The following is a 20,917-nucleotide window of genomic DNA, read 5'->3' as shown; positions in this document are numbered from 1 at the left end:
ACGGCGGAGCGTATTTGGGCGGCTCGGGAGGAGTAAGGAGTACGGCCATGCAGCACGGTCCCGCGGTGCGCCGCCGCAAGCTCGGTGCCGAACTGCGCGCGCTGCGCGCCGATGCGGGTCTCACCAGTGGTGAGGCGGCCCGTCTCGTCGGCTGGCACCAGTCGAAGGTGAGCCGGATCGAGACCGGTATCAGTGGAGTGAAACCGGCCGATGTGGAGCGCCTGTTGGACGCCTACGCCGTCACGGGGCACGAGTTACGGGAGCTCCTGGTTGGCCTCGCGGGTTCCGAGGGCAACGGCCGCCATCACTGGTGGCACGCCTACCGCGGCGTCCTGCCGCCCACGTACCGCGACTTCATCAGTCTGGAGTCCCAGGCCAGCGGCATGCGCACGCTGGAGACCTCGGTGGTACCCGGACTGCTCCAGACGTCCGAGTACGCGCGGGAGGTGACCCGGGTCGCCGTCGGCGGCCTGGAGGACGGCAAGCTCGACGCTCTCGTCGAGGTGCGCCTCGCCCGGCAGGACGTCCTGCGTTCGAATCCGCCGCTGGAACTGACCGCGGTCCTGGACGAGGCCGTGTTAAGACGCGAGGTCGGCGGCCCGGAGGTGATGGCTCGGCAACTGGAGCGTCTGCGGGAGGCTGCCACCCTGCCTCAAGTGCGGCTTCAGGTCCTGCCGTTCGCCGCGGGAGCCCATATCGGCGTCACCGGGCCTTTCGTTATCTTCTCATTTCCGAACACAACTGATCTGGATGTGGTTGTTCTCGACCACTTGACGAGTAGCCTCTATCTCGAACGGAAAGAAGACCTTCAGGCCTACACCGAGGCCTTCAACGCCCTTCAGTTCCACGCCCTTTCGCCCGAGGACTCGTTGGACTACATCGCCGGGATAGGTGACGGCGCGTAAGGAGGCACCCCCATGACTGCACTGCCTCGGTACGTACTTTCCAGTACTTCACTCCACGACGTGCGATGGCTGCGCAGCAGCCGCAGTACGGGAATGAACAACTGCGTCGAGACGGCCCGACCCGGCCCAGGACCCTGGGCCGGACTGGTCGCCGTGCGCGATTCCAAGAACAAGGCGGGCCCCGCCCTGCTCTTCACTATCGCCAGTTGGGAGGGCTTTGTCGCCGGACTGAACTGATCACGCCGACGGCGTGCTCGATCTGTGCGTCGGTGAGGTCCGCGCGGGCGGTCAGCCGCAGCCGTGAGATGCCGTCCGGCACGGACGGGGGGCGGAAGCAGCCGACGGCGAGTCCCGCTTCCCGGCAGTCGGCGGCCCACCGCACGGCCTGTTCGGGGGACGGTGCGCGCACGGAGACCACGGCGGCGTCCGGTCGTACGGCTTCCAGGCCCTCGGCGGTCAGCCGGGTGTGCAGCGCCGTCGCCACCGCGCGAGCCCGGGCGGCGCGCTCCGGCTCACGGCGCAGCAGCCTGAGCGCCGCGAGGGCCGCGCCCGCCGCCGCGGGCGCGAGACCGGTGTCGAAGATGAAGGTGCGCGCCGCGTTGACCAGGTGGTCGATGACCGGGGCGGGGCCGAGGACGGCTCCGCCCTGGCTGCCGAACGACTTGGAGAGCGTGGCGGTCACGACCACGTCCGGCGCGCCCGCGAGCCCAGCGGCCTGCGGGGCGCCCCGGCCGCCGTCGCCCAGGACGCCCAGCCCGTGTGCGTCGTCGACGAGCAGCGCCGCGCCGTGCTCGCGGCAGGCGGTGGCGAGTTCGGCCAGCGGGGCCGCGTCGCCGTCCACCGAGAAGACCGTGTCGGACAGGGCGACGGCAGGACCCTCGTGCGTGCCCAGCGCCTTGCGCACGGCGTCGGGGTCGGCGTGCGCCACGACCTGGGTCGCGCCCCGGGCGAGCCGGCAGCCGTCGATGAGGGAGGCGTGGTTGCCCGCGTCCGAGACGACCAGCGAGCCGTGCGGCGCGAGCGTGGTCACGGCGGCGAGGTTGGCCGCGTAGCCGGAGGAGAAGACGAGCGCGGACTCGAAGCCGCAGAATTCCGCCAGCTCGCGTTCGAGTTCGCCGTGAAGTTCGGTCGTGCCGGAGACGAGCCGCGAGCCGGTCGCACCGGCGCCCCAGCGGCGCGCGGCCTGTGCGGCGGCCGCCGTGATCTCGGGGTGGTGGGCCAGCCCGAGGTAGTCGTTGCTCGCCAGATCGAGAAGGGGTGAGTCGGCGGCGCGGGGGCGCAGGGTGCGGACGAGTCCGGCCTGGCGGCGCTGGTGCGCCTGCTCGTCGATCCACGCGAACGGCGATCCGGCCATGCTGGTGCCTCCGGGCCCTGGGAGTGGTCGTGAGGGGGTCATGAAGGTGGTCGTTTTGTAGGCAGTGCACAGACCCTAGCGGGGCGACGCGGCGCCCATGATGTGGCAATACCCACACCGAGAATTATCAGGCACAGGATCAACACAGGTCAGAGGCTGTATCACACCCTGGACCGAAGACCGTTTCTCACGATCTGTTGAGCTGCCCCGAGTTTCGTAGCGGCCGATCTTGTGTGGCTCAGGCGGCGTTCGGGGTGGTCAAAGAGCGGTAGTAAGCCGTCTCGAACTCCTCGGGTGGGAGGTAGTCACTCCATGAACGCGTCAGCCGCCCAAGACACCGTCGAGGCAGTCCCGCACCGGCCCGTACAGGCCACGCGGAACCAGCCGTTCTCAGACCTGCCGGGATCTTGCCGGTCGAGCGCGGCCAGCACGCGAGTCGGATCGTCGATCAGATCGAACAGGGCGCTGGTCCGTCGCGCCCACTGCTCTGGATCCTCTCCCTCGGCGAACGCCGCGGCCGACGCGAACTGGTCATGGAGGTTGACCGGCAGTCTGCCGGCCAGGGACGCACCGAGCTCTCGGCCCAGGACGGCTCGCGACGATGACGGCCGCATGAAGCGGGCCGGCTTGCCGGTCGCCGGGACGGCGGTGCCGCTCACGCCCTCGAGAGCCGCGACGGCATCGCGCGCCCAGCCGCCATCCCAGGTGTCGGGGAGCGGAACAGCGATCCGCTGAACGTTGGCGATCGCGTCCCTCCCCAGCGCGAGCGAGAGCCCTCCCGGGTCCTCGTGGTAGTTGAGGTAGCGGGCGACGTCGACGCCTGGCGGGCAGACCTCGTCGAGCACGACGTCGCCGACGAAGTTGCCGGGGTCGACGAGCCACCCCTCCCGCACCACGACGGATGGCTTCAGACGGACCAGATACAGATAGAACTGGCTGCGCTGGTCAGCCTGGTCGCGGATCCGACGCAGCATGTTGTGGACAGCGGCCTCGTACGTGCCGACGTGGAGCGCCTTCGCCCACTGGCGCGCGGCCCACGCGGCAACCCGCTGCTCTCCACCCATCACCCTGCGGGCCTCGGGAGTCAAGACGGCTGCCGGGTCGAAATCCCGTGTCGGCCCGCCGCAGCTCGTAGGCGACAGCGGCAAGCACTTGGCGGATGTCCCGGGCATCCAGTCCGCCGACGGGCCGGCGCACATCGCGGCGCCGGATGGCCGGATGCTGCTCCAGCAGTACGTCAACCAGCCGCCGATAGGCCTCCATACGGCGCGTGGGCAGCGGGCCGCTGGACCACATCCCGGCCAGCATCAGCAGGAACAGCGGAACGGCGGCCAACGCCTTGAGGTCGGCCACGGCCTTGACTTCGTCCAGGAAGCGGTCGGCGGTCTCACCCGTGAGGCGCTGCGCAACTTGATCTGCCTTCGGTTCGCCTGCGGCTGTGGCCGGCTCGGCGGTCACAGCCCTGGCGAACGCAGCCCGTGTCATGCTCTGCTGCTGTGCCGCAGACAGCGGGGCCAGGTTTCCCACCCGCCATCCCGCCAGAGGCATCAGACGACGCAGAGCGTAGGGGCGGCTCGAAACGATGGCGGCGACGTTACGGCTGCGGACGAAGTTCTCCAGGAGTGTCAGGGCCGGGCGGGCGCTGCCCTCGTCGGTCCACTCGTCCAGACCGTCGACGACGAGCAGCAGTCGGTCATCGGCCAGGGCCCGCGCCACCAGATGGTGCAGGTGCTGCGCAGAGTAGCGGGTGAGCCAGGCCCGGACAGCGGACTCCACCGACCGCTCGGCATCCCCCTTGAGGTATTCGCACAGAAACGAGAACGGCAACCACACCGGCAGATGCGAGCCGAACTTCACGGCCAGAGCTGCCGAACGGGGCCCGTCGTCCAGAAGGTCGGACACCACGAAGCGCAGCAGACTCGACTTTCCCGCCCCTGGCCCGCCGACCACGACGGAAAGATCACCGTCGGCCAGCCACTCGTCGCAGGCGCTGCGGGTCACCTCCAGGCCGCCCAATTCGTCCTCTGCACGACCGCGCGCCAACAGGCGGTCCACGGCGGGAACGGCGTCACGGTAGGACCAGCGGGCGTGCACGCCGACGGCCCGTTCCATCTCCGCCGTTCCTGCCGCACCTGGGCCGGTCGCGCTGGGCAAACCATGCCCGTCTCGGCGCTCGTCCGCCAAGGCCTGCTCACCCGCAGTGCCCGGCTGGCCGCCGAGGAACTCACCGCCGCTGTCGGTGATGTCCAGCAACACGTAATCAAGCGGCTTGGGCGGGTGTGTGGACACGGGCGGAGCCAGCAGGACCGCCCCTGTGTCCTGAAGAGCGAAGGACGCCCGGTACAGGCCGCGCAGGCCCGCGCGCAATGCCTCCACGTCCGGGCCCGGCAGCCGGTTCGCCAGAGCCTGTGCGTCCTCGGGACCGCAGTACTCGGCTACCCAGGAGCGGCCGAAGAAGTCGTCGACGATCTCGGGCAGGTGCCGCAGCCGCTCGCTCACCGACTCGCGTCCCCAGCGCTCAAGCCGGATCCCCGCCTTGTGTAGCCTGTCCGCCTGGCGCTCGAGTTCCTCAGCCAACGCAGTGGGGCGCAGGTCATGGGTGGTGGCGTAGATGAAGACTTCCGAGCGGCTGGCCCAGGAACCTGCGAAGAACTTGTCGACCGCTGTGATGATGTGCGCCGGTGACAGCGTCGCCACGCGCTTTGACTGCAAGGTGGTGTAGCGGCGGCCGGGATCGGTGCCGGCGGACGCAGCCGGATCGCGGGTGTTGCGGACGAACAGGTCGATGCCTTCCTGGCTCTGCCCCGCCGTGCCGTACAACTCGGCGTGCTCAGCCCGCCCGTCCCGCTCGGCCAGCCGCAGATAGAGCCGCTCCGCATCCGGCCACGGCAGTTGATCCAGCGGCAGATAGTCGGCCTTGGTGGCAACCGGCGGCGCAACCCTGCCCGAAGGAGGAACACGCAGGCTTGTCGGCACCTGCCCCGACGGCCGCACCACCGCGTCTCGCCACGATGTGTATCCTCGCACGGCGCTGCCTCACGTTCGCTGAGAAGCTTCGGGCCGCCATCTGTCACGCACGCACCGCTCGACCAGCACCGGGTCGGCGTCCGCGCGGGCGAAGGTATCCACTGCGACCACCCGGCGCGCGAGCGCTGCGCATCGCCGGGAGCCACAGCGGTCCCGGCGAACCTGCGTAGGAAGTACGCCCCCCCGCAGAGCGCCGGTCGGGCCCCGTCGAGCCGCCGACCGCTGCCGTATGGGCGCACGCACGAAAGCATGTGAATTTGTGAAACCCATCCGGTGGCACCTCAGGGCAGCCCCAGCACACGACACCGTCACACGGGCTCGTCTCGTCTCGGCGCGGCACGGCGTACCACTTGCGCGGGCTGCCCTCGTCGGTCGCGGGGTCAGCCCATCCCCTGGAGCGGCTCGATCCGCACCGATCGCGGATCGAACGGCGTCCTGCCCGGACGGCCGGGCAGGAGCGTTACCGTGGCAGCGTCTCGACGACCGCGCGCTGCCGGTCCAGCGTCAGATCCTTCCAGGCCTTGGTGGGATCTTCGGCGGTGACGATGTCCACCAGGATGCGCGTCCGCTGCGGGTGCGCCATCTGCGCCTCGACGTCAGCCAGCCGGGCCTTGATCCTGCGGGTAGCGGCCTTGAATTCGGCGGCGTCCGCATCGTCGTCATCCGCGAACTCGATGGTCAGGGACTGGATTCGGGACCGCAAGGCAACGGCCTTCGCTCGCAGCTCCTCCGTCCTCGGTGCGGTCTCGTCGACGAGGAGATCGACGGCGTCGGGGCGCGACAGGCGCCGGATCACGTACTCCTCGACGGTGAGGTCGATCGGTTCCGTACCGCGCGCCAGGTGCTTCGTCGTCCGGCACCGGTACAGCGGCGCCGTGAGCCCCCGTGTGCCTTTCGGGCCGCCCCGCGACTCGGACGTCACGGTCGTCCCGTCGTCGCAGACACCACACCGCGCGATCCCCGACAGCAGCCACCTCCGGCCCGGTCCCGGGCTCGTCGCCCGGCTCTCGTCCTCAAGGACGTGCTTCGCCGCCCGCCATGTGGCCTCGTCCACGATGACCGGCCACTTACCCGGGTGCAGCTCGCCGCGGTACTGACGCAGCCCTGCGTAGCGCTCGTTCAGGAGTACGCCGCGGATGGCGTTGTGTGACCAGGGTTTGCCGTTGCGGTTGAGGATGCCCCGCTCGTTGAGGTCGGCGGCCATGCCGGAGAGGGTCGCTCCGGCGAGCAGCGCGTGAAAGCAGTCCTTGACCTCGGCGGCCTCGTCTTCGACGAGCTCCGCGCCGTCTGCGGTGTAACCGAAGCAGCGTGGCCCGGTCGGCGGCAGGCCGCGCTCGACGCGCTGGCGCATCTCCCGCTGCTCCCGTTCCGACATCTGCTCGACCTCGAACGTGTCGACCTCGCCGAGGAGACGGCCAGGGGCCGTCGTGAGGTCCAACTCGGGGCCCTTGACGCACAGCACGGACACCTCGTGCTTGCGGAGGATCTCGATTCCCTCGGCCCGTTCGCGCCGGTTCCGCCAGAGCCGGCCGAGCATGTAGACGATGATGACGTCGACTTCGCCGCGCTGTACGGCAGCCATGAGGAGCTCGTACTGGGGGCGGTGCTTGCCCTGGGTGGCCGACTTGTCGTTGTCCCGGAAGCGGCGCCCCTGGAGGGGGATTCCGCGCTGTTCGGCCAACTCTGCGGTGTCCTCGCCTTGACGGATGACACCGTCTTCGTCGCCCTCATACGCCTTGCTGATGCGCTCATATGACGCACCCTTACTAAACGGGGTCATACGTTGAAATATTGGTGCGAATGCCCTCTGGCCTGCATGTTCCTTGATCACGACCTGGTGACTCAACGTGTTACCAATGAGGGAGACAAAACGGTCGATGGGTCGGCGTGCAGGCCGTCGCCGAGCCGGAAGATGCTTGATCGCGGACGCGCCCCGGGAAAAGGGCGGATTCGATCTCGGTCGGCGTCAGGGCTCCCATCAGATCTCCCAGTCGTGCGTGAGGCGCTGCGCGTGCTGGCGGCCACGGCGTCCCCTCCGCGGCCACCTTGCGGAACACGGCCGCGCGGGCGCGAAGTTGCTCCAGGTCGCCGCCGTCGGCCGCGTCCCCGACCAGGGGTGAGCCATGGTGGGACATGAAGGCAGCAGCGAGGGGAGTGCAGGAGGCGGGATCCCGGAGCCAGCGCGGGCCGACGTCATGACCAGCGGCACCGGGGTGACGAGATACGAGGCGCCGGCCTCCACGGCGCGGGCGGCGTCCGCGGCCGAGCGCACGGTTCCGGCGCCGAGGAGCGCGTCGGGGCCGAGTTCGGCGCGAGCCTGCCTGGCGGCACCGGCAAGACAACCCCCGCCTGGTTCATCGCCCTCTACTACGCCGTCGTCCTCGGCCTGCCCACGTTGGGGTGTGACCGAGATACGCGGCAAAGGGGCAACGGAATGATCTTGAAGCCTCGAGAGGCTCGGCCCGTCACCCATTCGGCTCAGTTTCGTTGGTGATGTTGTTGTCGTCCGGGCCTGAGGTGGGTTGTGACTTCGATCGAGCGGACCGCGTATCCGCGGTTCAAGGGGCTGATCACCGCGCACGAGCTGCATCTGTTCTTCTCGCCGACTCGCGACGAGCTGGAGTGGGCGGCCGATGCCACGGACTGCGATGAGCATCTGGTGGCCCTGCTGCTGATGCTGAAGTCGTACCAGCGCATGGGGTGTTTCCCGGCGGTGGAGGACATCCCCGAGATGGTGGTGGACTTCGTGCGACGTCAGGTAGAGCTGCCGGAGGGCACGCTGCCGGTGTACCGGGCGGAGAGGACGGCCAAGCATCACCGGGGCTTGGTCCGTAAGCAAGTCGGCGTGAAATACGACCAGGCCAAGGCCCGTGGGATCGCCGAGCAGTCGATCCGCAAGGAGGCTGCGGCGAAGAACCGCCCGGCGGACCTCATCAACATCGCGCTGGAAAAGGTGGTGGAGGCCGGGCTGGAGCTACCCGGGTTCTCCACCTTCGACAAGATGGCCTCGAAGATCCGCACCGAGGTGAACGCCTCGATCCGCGCGGGCATCCACGACCGCATGAGCGCCGCTCAGCGGGCGGGGCTGCTGCGGCTGCTGGAGGAGCGCGACAGCGAGGACGACGCTGTTCAACCGGCTGAAAAAGCCCGCGCAGGGCCCGACCTGGTCGCACTTCAAGAACCTGACCAAGCGTCTGGAATGGTTGGACGATCTCGGCGACACCTGTGTGTGGATGGACGGTGTCGCCGCCGGGAAGATCACCGACTTCGCTGGGGAGGCGGACGCAGCCGATGCCTCGGAGCTGCGGGACTTCGTCCCCGTCAAGCGCATCGCGCTGGTCGCGGCCCTGACGCACAAGGCGCGGATGCGGGTGCGGGACGACCTCGCGACGATGTTCTGCAAGCGCGTGGCCACGAAGATCAAGAAGGCCAGGGCGGAGCTGGAGGAGATCCGGCTCGCCGAGCGGGAGATCGTCGAGGCCCTGATCGGGAACTACCGCACGGTGCTCAAGCACATCGACGCGGGCGGCCCGGCCCAGGAGGCGTTGGAGAAGGCCGCAGCCATGACCGCCGAGGCCCGCCAGGCCCTTCAGGGCCTGGACGAGGAGGCGTCGGCCGCCGAGGTCACGCGGCGGCTGGAGGGCAGGGTCTCCCCGGCAGTCCTCGCCTTGGTGAGGGCCCAGGTGGTGCAGGCCGGCGGCCTCGGCGCGGTCACGCAGGCGGTGGAGGGCTTCGGCGGGTTCGCCAAGCAGTACGAGCAGAGCGAGAAGGTCTCCGCCCACCACGGCAACTTCTGGGAAGTGCTGCTGTACGGGCAGATCGGCCGGGACCGGGCGGTGATGTTCGACTTGGCTGACAAGCTGGAGTTCACCGCGACCAGCGAGGACAGCCGGGTGTTGGACGCACTCGCGCACGCCCAGCGGCACCAGAGTGCCCGCGGCGAGTACATCACCGCCTTCAACGAGGAGGGCAAGGAGGTCGACGTCTCCTTCGCCACGCAGAACTGGCGCAAGGCTGTGGTCGACAAGACCCGGACCGGGCAGTTCGTCCGCAAGCACTTCGAGGCGATGGTCTTCACCGCTCTCGCGGAGGAGTTGCGTACCGGTGATGTGGCCGTGGTGGGCTCGGAGGAGTACGCCGACTGGTCCGAGCAACTGCTGGACTGGGAGGCTGTCCAGGAGACGCTGGGGTCCTATCTGGGGGAGGTCGGCCTGTGTGAGGAGGGCGAGACCACCGAGTTCGACGCGAAGTTCTTCCGCCGTCAGCTGGAGGACAAGCTGCGGAACGCCGCCGCGGCGACGGATGCCGGATACCCGGACAACGAGGGCCTGGTCATCGATCCGGAGACGGGCATCCCGTCGCTGAAGGCGCACCGGGCTGACGGTCAGCGGCCCTCGGCGAAGCGGCTGGAGCAGGAGATCAAGGCGAGGATGCCGGAGCGCTCACTGATGGGGATCGTGGCCCGGACCGCGTACTGGGTGGAGTGGTGGCGCCGTTTCGGCCCGTCCTCCGGGAACGAGCCCAAGCTCACCGACCCCTTGGGCCGGTACGTGATCGTCACGTTCGTCAAGGGCACCAACATGGGCCCCTACGAAGCTGCCCGGCACATCCCCGGCGTGAGCGGGCACGACCTGTCGTACGTCGCGAACCGGCACTTCTCGATCGTGCTGCTGAACGAGGCGATCTCCGACCTGGTCAACGCGCACGCACGCCTGGACATCTCGCAGGCGTGGGGCGACGGGACCGCCGTCGCGGCGGACGGCACCCACATGGACACCTATCTCGACAACCTGCTCTCCGAGACGAGCGTCAGGTACGGCAAGCCGGGCGGGATCGCCTACCACCACATCTCGGACACGTACATCGCGCTGTTCACGCACTTCATCCCGTGCGGCGTGTGGGAGGCCGTCTACATCATCGAAGGCCTGCTGAAGAACACAAGCGAGGTACAGCCGACCACCGTGCATGGCCAGAGCTTCCCTGTCTTTGCGCTCGCCCACCTGCTGGGCTTTGACCTGATGCCCAGGATCAGGAACTGGAAGGAACTGGCCTTCTACCAGCCCTCCAAGCAGAGCGAGTACGTGCGCATCGACGCCCTGTTCGGCGAGCCGGGCAAGAACGTCATCGACTTCGACCTGATCGAGTCCCAGTTCCGCCACCTGATGCGCGTGGCCGTCTCCGTGAGGGAGGGGGCGATCTCCTCTTCCACGCTGCTCAAGCGGCTGCGCTCCGGGTCGCGGAAGAACGCCACCTACGCTGCCTTCCGCGAGGTCGGCCGCGTGATCCGCACCGTGCAGCTGCTGCGTTACCTCTCGGACGCGCCGCTGCGGCGGCGGGTGACTGCGGCGACGAACAAGGTGGAGTCGTTCAACCGGTTCTCGCAGTGGATCGGCTTCGGAAACCGCGGGGTCATCGCAGACAACGACCCGATCGAGCAGGAGAAGGCAATGAAGTTCAACGCCCTGCTCACGAACGCGGTGATCTTCCACAATGCCCTGGACATCGCGGAGATCGTGCGGCAGTTACTGGAGGAGGGTTGGGAGATCGATCCGGAGGACCTGGCGCACATCTCGCCGTATCTGACCGAGCACATCAACCGGTTCGGCGAGTACAGCACTCACGAAGTCGGCATCCAGCCCGAGGCATACGACCCGACGCTCGACATCGACTTCACCCCGCTGCGCGAGCAGGACCTCACCACCGCCGGCCTCGGTCAGGCCGCCTGACTGCCCGACTTAGAGGCCGCACGGATAGGCGTGTGGTCATGGTCGGCGGTTCCGGCGTTCGTCCCAGCGGTGAGTCGTCCACGCCCGTCGGTTCAGGCTACGCACGGTGATGATCGTGTCGGCGAGGTCGAAGAACGCGTCGATGACGGTGACGCGCCGCTCGTAGCAGCGGGCGAGGCGGTGAAAGGCGTTTTGCCAGGCGGTTGGGTCGGCCGCGCGGCGAGGTGCTCACCATGAGGGCGAGTCCTGTTCCGCGCGGCCTCCCGCCGAACCGGACATGACGGTTTCCCGGTCATCCGGCTCTCCCTCCTGGCTCAGCCGAGGATACAAACAGAGCGCCTCGTGGCGCACTGAGTACGCTCCACGTGCCAACGCCGACTGGCCTGGATGGGCGCATTCTCACCCTTGTGTGCGATACGTCCCTGCAGGCCGCGTTCGTTGAGCAGCGTGCGGGTTCTATCCGAGTCGTAGCCGGCGTCCAGGTGCACGGTGATCCCGTCGGGCAGCGGGCCAAGGTCGTTGAGGCGATCCAGGGTTGGGGCGAGCAGCGGAGAGTCATGTTGGTTGGCTCCGGCCAGGACACGGCCCAGTGGAATGCCGTATCCGTCCGTCATGCCTGAGCGCTTCAGCCCCTGCTTGCCGCGGTCAACTGGTGAACGTCCGGCGGCCTCGCCGCCGCCGGGAGCCTTGGTGATGGAGCCGTCCACGGCGATCTGGTCGAGGACGAGGCCAACGATCCGGTCGTAGGACTCCAGCGCGATCTGCTTGAGCCTGACGAAGACGCCGAGTCGTATCCACTCGTCACGACGGTCGCGGATCGTGGTGGCCGAGCAGGTTGTGTCGGCGATCGCCTCATAAGAACAGCCGAAGCGTAGTAACTGCAGCATCTTGTCGAAGATGATCCGGTCGCCAATGCGTCGGCGGTGGCAGCCGAGCGGATGGTGCGGGTGGAACTCGGGCCGCTCGGGCAGCAGCGCCTGGAATTGGTCCCAGAGTGGTTCGGTCAGCCATGAGGGCAGCGTGGGCACGGGTCTCCCAGTGATCACAGAGTGCCGCCACTGCGTGATCACCAGATCTTTGAGTCGCGGCTTGTGGGTGTATCAGTGGCCGACTGGAGAGGTGGGCCGGTGGCGCCGGGCCATCGAGGCGGTGCCAGCTGAGGGCCGTCCCACTCGATCAGAGCGGGTACGGCGTACGGAAGAGGAACTCCCCAGACCAGGGCACACGGCCACCGAGCGGCGGGAGATCACGGGCCGAGCCCGCGCACGTGACGGGGAGTTCATCCTCTACCGCGGTCACTCAGGGCCCTTCAGCGGGCTCGCGTCCAGTGCGGTCGGCCCGTGCGGGGTGTCGTCGAGGTAGCCGTTCGGATGGTCCGGCCACGACTTGGCAGGTATCGCGTGCTGCGGGCAGTGGAGGAACCCACATGCTGGTGAAGACAGCCGTGGCGAGGCAGACTTCGGGCTCTGGGTCGGGGCGTCACTTCAGTTCCATGAGGGTGTCGGCGCGGGCGTAATAGTCGGTCACCGGGAGACGGTCGCGGGTGATCCTGACAAACCCGGCTTCCTCATAGAGGTGGATGGCGGCAGCCAGCTTGCTGTTCGTGCCGAGGAAGAGCCGGGCCCCACCGAGTGCCCGGGCGCGGTCTATTGCTGCGGCTATGAGCTGGCGGCCGATGCCGCGTCCCTGCGCGGCGGAGGCCACGGCCATCTTCGCCAACTCGAACACGGCTTCCGGGTAGGCCAGAAGCGCGACGCACCCCACGACGGTGCCGCTGCCCGGCTCGCGCGCCAAGAGCACGTCGCCGCCCGGGCCCACGATGCGGCCGAACGGATCTCCGAGAACCGCCCGGTCCTCGTCCTGCAGGGTGAACAGGCGCGAGATCCACTCCTCGTTCAACGCGCTGAACGCGTCGGCATCACTCTGTGAGGCGATCGAGGAGACCATGGTCGGGGCAGATGTGCGCGGCATGAGGCAGGTTTCCTTTCGGGTGCAGCTTCCCGCTAGCAGCCTCCGGCCCCACTCACTCATATGTCCAATACCGGCAGTAGCCTCTATCGATAAGTTTGAGCTATGGATCAGCGCATCGAGCTCCGCCATCTGCGGTACTTTCTGGCTGTGGCTGAGGAACTCCACTTCGGCCGTGCAGCCCAGCGGCTGAACATTGCCCAGCCGGCCCTGTCCCAGCAGATCAGGCAGCTCGAGAAGATTGTCGGTGTTGAGCTGTTCCGGCGGACCTCCCGAAGCGTCCGCCTCACAGACGCGGGAGCGACGTTCCAGCCACGAGCGAGGGACCTTCTGGGCCGTCTGGCGGCCGACCTCGACGAGGCCGGCCGTGTCGGGCGCGGCGAGGCCGGACGCCTGGATGTCGCCTTCATCACCTCCGCCACCGCAATCGTCAGCAAACGGCTCCGTGAATTCTCCCGCCGCCGCCCAGACGTCCACATCAAGCTGCACGAAGGCTTCACCGCCGACGCCCTGGCGGCCCTGGAGCGGGGGACAGCCGACGTCGGGATCGTGCGGGATGCTGAAGAACGAGACGATATCGACCTTTCCCTGCTGACGACGGAACGGTTTGTCGCCGTCATCCCCACAGAGCACCCCGCCGCAAGGAGTGACCATGTGGAAGCAACGGCGCTGTCCACTGACCCGCTGATCCTGTTCCCACGCACCGCAGGAGCTCAAGCGTTCGACCTGAACACACAGCCGCTGCGGGACGCCGGCATCGACGTCCAAGTCGCGCAGGAGTGCTCGCACTGGCACACCATCATCATGTTCGTCGCCGCCGGCCTCGGCGTCACCATCGCCCCCTACAGCGTCACGACGCTGCTCCCCGCAGGCGCCCGACGTCTCGAACTCGACGGGCCGCCCACAGTGAGCCGGATCTTCATGGCCACCCGCCGAGGAGACAACCGTCCCCTCGTACAAGCCTTCATCGCAGCATCTGAGTCCGTGACAGGTCGTGGCCACGACCGGACAACGAGAGCGCGTTGACCTGCCGAGCGAGCACCTCCACGTGCCAGGGCCACGTGAAGGGATACCGTGCGTAGCCTCATCCGCCGCACCTGGAGCACTCACCGCTGGGATAACAGCTCAAGCCGACCGCCGTGAAACGCCCCTATCCGCGCAACTTCTTACCGAAGGGCTCCGCCAGGGCCACCGAGCAGTTCGGTCACCAGTCCCTACGGACCCGCCGCCACAAGGTCCGTCGAACAGCTCCCACTCCGGTCCCGACGGCCTCACCCGCGATCAGCTCTACAGGGTCCTGGCACGGGCGTGCGAGAGCGCTGGCGCTATTTCGACTCGCTGGCTGTCGGTGCCGGGGCGGTCTGTGCCAGGCCGGCGAGCAGCAGGTCAATCATGCGGCGGGCCTGGTAGTCGGGGAAGGTTTCGACTCCGATGCACAGGTTGCCGATGGCGAGCATGAAGTCGTAGGCGCGGATGTCCGCGTGTGTGGAGCCGGCAGCGGCGGACGCTTTCAGCAGCTGGTCGAGCACGGGCAGCAGGCGTTCGACGAACTCGTTGTGCAGGCTCTCGAATCCGGCTTGGTCCGAGTGCAGTGCCTCGGCGAGGCCGTGCTTGGTGACCAGGAAATCGGCGAATTGGTGAACCCACAGCCGCAAGGCCTCGTACGGCGTATCGGCAGCGGGCGGCGTGTGCGCGGCAGCGGAGAGCGCGTCGACCTGGTGCCTGAAGACGGCGACCACCAGGTCCGCCCGGGTGGGGAAGTGGCGGTAGATGGTGCCCATGCCGAGGCCCGATTCGGCAGCGATCTCCCGCACGGGAGCGTCGACTCCCGCACGGACGAACACGGCCGCCGCGGCGTCCAGCAGTATCTGCTCGTTTCGGCGGACGTCGGATCGCTTGCGGCCAGCAGGGGGTGGCGGCGTGTTGGGCGTGGACATCGTGAGCACCTCCCACTTGCAAAGCGGAGCAATGCTCCGTATCGTAATGCGGAGCGGGGCTCCGTATTTCAATCATGCCAGACGCCTCGCAGCACGGGCCACTTGGCCCCTCCGAGAAAGACATTCACCTCATGAGCGACACCACGTCCGCCGACGGCGGCAACGACTCCACCACCCCCGTCATATCTGTCAGGCCGATCGCGCTTGCCGCCCCGGACCGCGGCCAGGACCTGCAGGTACGGGTCACAGCGCCGACGACCGGCCACAACCTGCCCGTCGTTGTCTTCTCGCACGGCATGGCCGTGACCATGGACGAATACGCACCGCTGGTCGGCTTCTGGGCCGCCCGCGGGTTCGTCGTCATCCAGCCCACCCATCTCGACGCGCTGGGCCTGCTCCCCGACGACCCGCGCACCCCGCTCATCTGGCGTATCCGCACCGCCGACCTGACCAAGATCCTCGACCAGCTCGGCACCATCGAAGCCGGCGTGCCCGGGCTGGCCGGCCGCATCGACCACGACCGCATCGCGGTCGCCGGACACTCGTGGGGCGCACAGACCGCCAGCATGCTCGCGGGCGCACGGGTCGTCGACGCCGACGGCACTCCCGGTGAGAGCGTGAGCGACTCACGTGTGAAGGCAGCGGTACTGCTGTGCCTGCCCGGCACCGGCGGCGCCGACCTGAGCCCCCTCGCCGTCCAGTACTTCCCGTTCATGAGCCCTGATTTCGCCGAGCTGAAGACGCCGAGCCTCATGGTCGCCGGCGACCATGACCAGTCCCCGCTGACGCTGCGCGGTCCGGACTGGTTCACCGACGGCTATCGCCTCAGCTCGGGCGCCACCGATCTGCTGACCCTGTTCGGCGCGGAACACGTACTCGGCGGCATCCTGGGTTCCAACGACACGCGGACCACCGACGAAAGCCCCGAGCGTGTCGCGGTCGTCCAGCACGTCACCCTGGCGTATCTGCGTACCGCGCTGGGCCTCGACAACGACGCGTGGCCTACCGCCCGCCGGTCCCTGGCCGTGGCCGTCGACGCGCTGGGGAGGATCGACTCCAAGTGACCAACCCCCTCGCACCGGCCCGCAGACCCAGTTTCGGGATCATGACCGCCCCATCTCAGGTCGCCTACGACGATGTCCTGCGGGTCTGGCGTGAGGCGGACGGTATCCCGCAGATCGAGCACGCCTGGCTGTTCGACCACCTCATGCCGCTCGGCGGCGACCCGAACGGACCCACCTTCGAGGGCTGGACACTGCTGTCCGCCCTCGCAGCCCAAACCGAGCGGTTGCGGCTCGGGGTGATGGTCACCAGCAACAGGTTCCGCCCACCGGCCATGCTGGCCAAGATCGCCGCCACTGTCGATGTCATCTCCGGCGGCCGACTCGAGTTCGGCATCGGCGCAGGCTCTCGGCCCGACGTGCCACTGGCCCGGCGTGAGTACGCAGCTCACGGCCTTCCCTTCCACGATGCCGCCCACGCGGTCAAAAGCCTCGCCGAGGCGTGCACGATCACCCGCAGACTATGGACCGAAACCGCACCGTTCGACTTCCAGGGCGACTACCACCAGCTGACCGGCGCGTTCTGCAGCCCCAAACCCGTCCAGCAACCCCACCCGCCGATCCTGATCGGCGGCCAGGCCGCCCCGACGCTGCGCGTGGTGGCCGAGCACGCCGACCGCTGGAACATGCCCGGGGGCAGCATCGAGCAGGCGATCGCCCGCAGCGCGACGCTGGACCGGCTGTGCGCCGAGGTCGGCCGCAACCCCGCCGAGATCACCCGATCCATCATCCTGCCCGCCTCCTACGACCGACCCCAGGACACCCGCCACGTCGTCCGCGCGGCACTCGACGGCGGGTTCAGTCACATCGTCCTTGGACTCGACGCGCCCTACCCGGCCGAGGTCGCACGCCGGGTCGCCGACACCATCATCGACCCGCTCTCCGACACGAACTGATACACCGAATCACGGTCCACAACGCGAGGGCGGCGCCACCGCTGCCCCTGAAACCGAGGAGCCACCGATGACGAGGGCCCACTCACCGTTCGATCGGGAGCTCACCGCAGTGGGGGTGGGACCGGAATGCGAGCGAAACGTGCCACCACGCCAGCGGCCAGGTAGGTCACAGGCGCGAATGGGTGTCGTAGGCGGGCGGCGAGGACGTCCGCCGACTCGAAGAGGCGACAACGCGGACACTGATTTTGTTTCATAGGTGGTCGCTCATGAAACACCCCGCCGCCCGAAGGTCCACCTGCGGCGATCATGTTTCATGAGTTGTTGCAAGTGACTGGACGCCTGAAACATCCTTATGAAACGGTTTGGGGCGTGAGCGACGACTTCAAGCGCGTGGAATCGCACACCTGCCCGATGTCCACCTGCGCCGCTCCGGCGGGCTCCCCATGCCGCACTGGCAAGGGCAAGGTGGCGATCCAGTACCACACCGCCCGATTCCGTCTCGTGCCCCAACTCGCGAAGGCGCTCAGCGTGCCGACTTCCGCCGTACGGAAGCCGGGCTCGGTCTGGACCGAACTGCCCCAGCCCGCGAGCGCCAGCGCCGAGCCAGTCGGACACGTCCGTCTCGGGTACGCCCGCGCCTCGACCGCACGGCAGTCCCTGGACGCGCAGTTGGACTCCCTCGCCGAAGCCGGAGTGACCCGGGTCTTCTCGGAGAAGATCTCCACCCGCTCCGCCCGACGCCCCGAGTTGGAGACCGCCGTCAAGCTCGCCGGGGAGATCCGCTCCTCCGGTGTGCGCGTCACCCTCGTCGTCCACGAACACAAGCGGCTCGGCCGCGGCATCGAACTCGCCATGCTCGCCGAGGAACTGAAGACGAGCGACATCGGCCTGGAGTTCCTCACCGGGGAACTGAAGGGCTCGCACGACCCGTCCGGCATCGTGTTCACCGTGCTGGCGGCCATGTCCGGTATGGAACGCGAGTACATCCGCGACCGCACCCTCGAAGGCCACGAATCCGCGAGGAAGCGCGGCAAGACCATCGGCGGCGCCGCCGTCGCAGACGAATCCATGCTGTCCATGGCCCTGCACCTGCGAGAGCAGGAGATGAGCCTGCGCGACATGGCCAAGCGGCTCGTCATCACCACCGGCAAGAAGAAGGGCCAGCATCCGTCACCGGCGACCGTGATGCGGATGCTGCTCGACCACGACGAACACGCCGCCGTGATCTCGGCACCGTAGAAGACCCGTCAGAGTTTCAAGATCATCTCGTTGCCCCCTTGCCGCGTATCTCGGTCACACCCCACGTTGCTGCTGGACGCCGACGCGACCAGTCAGTCCGCCTACGACTGGTTCAAGGTCGCGGCGGCCGCCGGCTTCGAGATCCCCGCCAACCTGGTCGTCGAGCGGTACCCCTTCGACGACATCGCCGAGTACATCCGCACCAAGCGCGCCGAGTTCGGCGCGATCGTGGTCGACGCCGGCGGCGGCAGCGCCCGCCTCTTCCACGAGGCTGTTACCGAGGCGAACCTCCTCCTCGTGCCGGTCGCCCCCACCAAGATCGAGCGCCGCAAGCTCCTGGCCACCTTCGACGAGGCCGAGCGCGCCGCCGCACGCAACGAGCACGGCGTCACCGCCCACGTCGTGATGGTCAAGGCCGACGACCGCACCAGCCTGCCCGGTCGGGCAAAGGACCAGCTCCTCGACCCCGCCGAGGGCGAAGGCATTGGCCCCGACCGCGACGAGGCATTCCCGCTCGCTGACACCACCATCCACTCCTGGGTGCACTACATGGAGGCCTTCGGCGAGATCCCCACCGAACTGAGCGAGTACGCCGAACGGATGAAGGAGCTCACCGCATGAGCGAGAAGAACGACAGGCCCAAGCCCCCGCCGCGCCGCGCCGGGCGTGCCCTCGGCGGCGCCAAGAAGACGACCCCTCCCCCACCGCCGGGCGCCGAGCTCACTCCCGAGCAGATCGCCACCGAAAGGACCATCGCCCAGGACGAGATCTGTCCCGCGCCGGCGAGCGAGCCCCAGGTCCATCCCGCTCCCTCCATTACTCCCGTCGAGGAGTCGGCGCAGGATCGCATTGAGACGGTTCCCGAAGCGGCGCAGACGTCCACCCAGCCGACCGTCGAAGCCGCGTCGAACGCCCCTGCGCCGGAGGCGGCTGGCAGCCAGTGGGCTCCCCCAGCCACCGCCGCCAGCCAGCCATGGCAGGCTCCCGCTGGGGAGCCGGTGGAGCGGCAGGTGCCGCCCACGGACCCAACTGCCGCTTCCGCGGCACTTACGGTCCCGTCCCTACAGCCCGACGAGCACGCTTCGCACTATGGGTCGGCTTCTGCCGCGTCCGCGGCGCCTAGCGCGACCCCGCTCGCAGAAGTGGCCATCCGCCCCACAGGCGCACCGGTCGCAGGCACTACCGCGTTTCCAGTGAGGACGGAGGCACCGGGGCCTCAGCAGGACCAGAACAGGCGACCGGAGGCAGCCCCCAGCGAGGGAACACCGTGGGCTCACGGCCCCGGCCGCCCCATGGACATCCCCGAAACGGCCGTCATCCTCAACCAGCGCATCATCACGCGCGAGAGCCTCGACTCGTCCGTACCGGCCGCGCTGAAGCTGAAGAAGCGGATCAAACGCTTCGCCCTGGACAACGAACTCGACCACCTCCCCATCGGCGACATCGTCTCAGTCGCGCTGGACGAGTGGCTCACCACCCGCGGCTTCTGACCCGCACGACCCCAGGGTGTCCGCGATCGATTCCATTCATTCGCGGACACCCGTCCGACCACCTAGTTGTATTGCCCACAAGCGTTGTTGACGGCGGGTTCGTGCGGGAGCAGGCCGTGAGGTGAAGGCGTCAACCACGGTCTGGGGAACCAGAAATGACGAAGCGGCTGCCGTGTCCTCCCGCACCGGGTCCGCTGGAACCATATGCAGCCGGCTTCGACGATCTCTTCCAGACGTTGGCCCAGCGGCGGGGGTTTCGGGAGTACCTGGCCGGCACGGAGCCCGTGGAGGGTGCCCAGCATGCGGCGGTACAGCGCCTGCAGTTCTTCCTGTCCGAGTCGACCTGGGACGGTGAGCAGGTCAAGGCCCGCCGCCTCGAGTTGTTGCTGGCCGACCCGGCCACTGCGCCGCATGAAGGAGGGGTGCTGGCCATCGACGATTCCGGTGATCGCAACGACGGCAGCGCGACCGCGCACGTGGGCAAGCGGTATCCCGGCTCGGTCGGGAAAATCGGCCGGGGCGTGGTCACGGTGACCATGTGCTGGGCCGACGAACGCCTCTACTACCCGTTGCATGCGGTGCCCTACACGCCCGCCCACCACTTCCCAGGCGGGAAGAATGACCCGGCTTTCCGCACCAAGCTGCAGATCGGGGCCGGCCTGGCCCGCGCAGCGAAGACTGCCGGCGTGGTGTTCCGGGCGGTCGTCGCCGACTGCGCCTATGGCGACCACAACACCTTCCGCGCTGAACTGTCCAACGCCCGCTTGCCGTTCGTGATGGCCCTCAAACGCGGACACGGCACCTGGCAGTACAAAGACGCCTTCCGGCCCGTCGATGCCGCCCGCGACCTCGCCTGGCACGGGCCCGTCAACCGAGGCGGCGGCCCGGGCGGTGGCGGCGGCCGGGGAGGCGGACGCGGTGGTGCTGACGACGTACAACGTCACCGCGGCGAGTGCGCAGCGCGCCCTGGCGGACCGGGCGGCGGCGACGGGCCGGCCGGTGGTCGCGGTGGCAGTCCGCAACCCCCACGACGCCGCCCACCTCGCCTCCACCGGGCCTGGCCACCTATTCATGGTCCAGAGGCCGAACTGCGCGCCTCCGCACGGGTGATCGCGGGGACGGTACGCCCGGGACGGCTCCCGGTGCCGGTGCCACGGGCGGACGACCCGGCCCGCGAGCTCTACCCGCTCGGCCACGGGCTGACGGAACCCGGGCGGTCTCGTGCGTCAACCCGTGGGTTGACGCCAGGTATCAAACCAGGAGTCAACCCACGGGCCGAGGCCGTGCGGCGCCGCGGGCGGCAAGCTCTTCCCC

General features: G+C 68.5%; 16 protein-coding genes and 4 pseudogenes. 12 read left to right on the top strand and 8 right to left on the bottom strand.

Annotated features, from left to right (window positions below; all coding sequences use genetic code 11):
• The first annotated feature begins 47 nt into the window (after positions 1 to 47).
• Positions 48 to 905 carry a helix-turn-helix domain-containing protein gene (locus ACZ7M2_RS24340; protein ID WP_471597051.1) on the top strand — a complete coding sequence of 286 codons (858 nt, stop codon included), beginning with the start codon at positions 48 to 50 and terminating at the stop codon, positions 903 to 905.
• 12 nt (positions 906 to 917) lie between these two features.
• Positions 918 to 1,142 (top strand): DUF397 domain-containing protein, encoded by a 225-nt coding sequence (locus tag ACZ7M2_RS24335; RefSeq protein WP_471597050.1) that lies wholly within the window; start codon positions 918 to 920, stop codon positions 1,140 to 1,142.
• Here the strand turns inward: ACZ7M2_RS24335 and ACZ7M2_RS24330 are convergent.
• The 4 genes from ACZ7M2_RS24330 to ACZ7M2_RS24315 all read right to left on the bottom strand — a co-directional run bounded on the left by ACZ7M2_RS24330 (position 1,102) and on the right by ACZ7M2_RS24315 (position 7,066).
• Positions 1,102 to 2,259, bottom strand: a complete 1,158-nt coding sequence (locus ACZ7M2_RS24330; protein ID WP_471597049.1) for an 8-amino-7-oxononanoate synthase — start codon at positions 2,257 to 2,259, stop codon at positions 1,102 to 1,104. The two genes, ACZ7M2_RS24335 and ACZ7M2_RS24330, sit on opposite strands and share 41 nt — an antisense overlap.
• 305 nt (positions 2,260 to 2,564) lie before the next feature.
• Positions 2,565 to 3,233, bottom strand: coding sequence for a hypothetical protein (locus ACZ7M2_RS24325; protein ID WP_471597048.1), 669 nt, complete (start codon positions 3,231 to 3,233; stop codon positions 2,565 to 2,567).
• The gene (locus tag ACZ7M2_RS24320) at positions 3,205 to 5,235 is read right to left on the bottom strand and encodes an NACHT domain-containing protein (protein ID WP_471597047.1); all 2,031 of its coding nucleotides are present in this window, start codon (positions 5,233 to 5,235) and stop codon (positions 3,205 to 3,207) included. Before ACZ7M2_RS24320 ends, ACZ7M2_RS24325 begins: the two co-directional genes overlap by 29 nt.
• Before the next feature lie 511 nt (positions 5,236 to 5,746).
• Positions 5,747 to 7,066, bottom strand: coding sequence for a recombinase family protein (locus tag ACZ7M2_RS24315; RefSeq protein ID WP_471597046.1), 1,320 nt, complete (start codon positions 7,064 to 7,066; stop codon positions 5,747 to 5,749).
• Positions 7,067 to 7,810: 744 nt separating this feature from the next.
• On the opposite strand from ACZ7M2_RS24315, the pseudogene ACZ7M2_RS24310 reads away from it, so the two are divergent.
• Together ACZ7M2_RS24310 and ACZ7M2_RS24305 are read left to right on the top strand one after the other, a co-directional pair.
• Positions 7,811 to 8,287, top strand: a pseudogene (locus ACZ7M2_RS24310) (DUF4158 domain-containing protein); the annotation flags it as partial.
• 124 nt (positions 8,288 to 8,411) lie between these two features.
• Positions 8,412 to 11,012, top strand: a complete 2,601-nt coding sequence (locus ACZ7M2_RS24305) for a Tn3 family transposase (protein ID WP_471597456.1) — start codon at positions 8,412 to 8,414, stop codon at positions 11,010 to 11,012.
• Positions 11,013 to 11,048: 36 nt separating this feature from the next.
• Here ACZ7M2_RS24305 and ACZ7M2_RS24300 read toward each other — a convergent pair.
• The 3 genes and pseudogenes from ACZ7M2_RS24300 to ACZ7M2_RS24290 all read right to left on the bottom strand — a co-directional run.
• Positions 11,049 to 11,213: pseudogene (locus tag ACZ7M2_RS24300) on the bottom strand (IS5/IS1182 family transposase); the annotation flags it as partial.
• Positions 11,214 to 11,326: 113 nt separating this feature from the next.
• The gene (locus ACZ7M2_RS24295) at positions 11,327 to 12,040 is read right to left on the bottom strand and encodes an IS5 family transposase (protein WP_471597045.1); all 714 of its coding nucleotides are present in this window, start codon (positions 12,038 to 12,040) and stop codon (positions 11,327 to 11,329) included.
• A 451-nt stretch (positions 12,041 to 12,491) separates the two neighbouring features.
• Positions 12,492 to 12,983, bottom strand: a complete 492-nt coding sequence (locus ACZ7M2_RS24290; protein WP_471597044.1) for a GNAT family N-acetyltransferase — start codon at positions 12,981 to 12,983, stop codon at positions 12,492 to 12,494.
• 102 nt (positions 12,984 to 13,085) lie between these two features.
• Here ACZ7M2_RS24290 and ACZ7M2_RS24285 point away from each other — a divergent pair, with 102 nt between their 5' ends.
• A complete protein-coding gene (locus tag ACZ7M2_RS24285) occupies positions 13,086 to 14,006 on the top strand; it encodes a LysR family transcriptional regulator (RefSeq protein ID WP_471597043.1) in 921 nt (306 codons plus the stop codon).
• A 299-nt stretch (positions 14,007 to 14,305) separates the two neighbouring features.
• Here the strand turns inward: ACZ7M2_RS24285 and ACZ7M2_RS24280 are convergent, their stop codons facing one another.
• Positions 14,306 to 14,917 (bottom strand): TetR/AcrR family transcriptional regulator, encoded by a 612-nt coding sequence (locus ACZ7M2_RS24280; RefSeq protein WP_352053518.1) that lies wholly within the window; start codon positions 14,915 to 14,917, stop codon positions 14,306 to 14,308.
• A gap of 131 nt (positions 14,918 to 15,048) precedes the next feature.
• Between ACZ7M2_RS24280 and ACZ7M2_RS24275 the strand changes: the two genes are divergently transcribed.
• The 7 genes and pseudogenes from ACZ7M2_RS24275 to ACZ7M2_RS24245 all read left to right on the top strand — a co-directional run.
• A complete protein-coding gene (locus ACZ7M2_RS24275) occupies positions 15,049 to 15,981 on the top strand; it encodes an alpha/beta hydrolase family protein (protein ID WP_471597042.1) in 933 nt (310 codons plus the stop codon).
• Between the two features lie 41 nt (positions 15,982 to 16,022).
• Positions 16,023 to 16,874 carry an LLM class flavin-dependent oxidoreductase gene (locus ACZ7M2_RS24270; RefSeq protein WP_471597041.1) on the top strand — a complete coding sequence of 284 codons (852 nt, stop codon included), beginning with the start codon at positions 16,023 to 16,025 and terminating at the stop codon, positions 16,872 to 16,874.
• Between the two features lie 369 nt (positions 16,875 to 17,243).
• A complete protein-coding gene (locus tag ACZ7M2_RS24265) occupies positions 17,244 to 18,113 on the top strand; it encodes a recombinase family protein (protein ID WP_471597040.1) in 870 nt (289 codons plus the stop codon).
• 66 nt (positions 18,114 to 18,179) lie between these two features.
• On the top strand, positions 18,180 to 18,734 hold the full coding sequence (locus tag ACZ7M2_RS24260; RefSeq protein ID WP_471597039.1) for a P-loop NTPase family protein: 555 nt from the start codon (positions 18,180 to 18,182) through the stop codon (positions 18,732 to 18,734).
• Positions 18,731 to 19,603 (top strand): hypothetical protein, encoded by an 873-nt coding sequence (locus tag ACZ7M2_RS24255; protein ID WP_471597038.1) that lies wholly within the window; start codon positions 18,731 to 18,733, stop codon positions 19,601 to 19,603. Before ACZ7M2_RS24260 ends, ACZ7M2_RS24255 begins: the two co-directional genes overlap by 4 nt.
• Positions 19,604 to 19,758: 155 nt before the next feature.
• Positions 19,759 to 20,481, top strand: a pseudogene (locus ACZ7M2_RS24250) (IS701 family transposase); the annotation flags it as partial.
• Positions 20,420 to 20,808: pseudogene (locus ACZ7M2_RS24245) on the top strand (glycoside hydrolase family 3 C-terminal domain-containing protein); the annotation flags it as partial. The pseudogenes ACZ7M2_RS24250 and ACZ7M2_RS24245, both read left to right, overlap by 62 nt.
• Positions 20,809 to 20,917 lie beyond the last annotated feature (109 nt).

Source organism: Streptomyces sp. NPDC111507 (assembly GCF_055638955.1).
The sequence above is the reverse complement of the archived record's forward strand: the minus strand, read 5'-3'. Positions and strand labels throughout refer to the sequence as shown.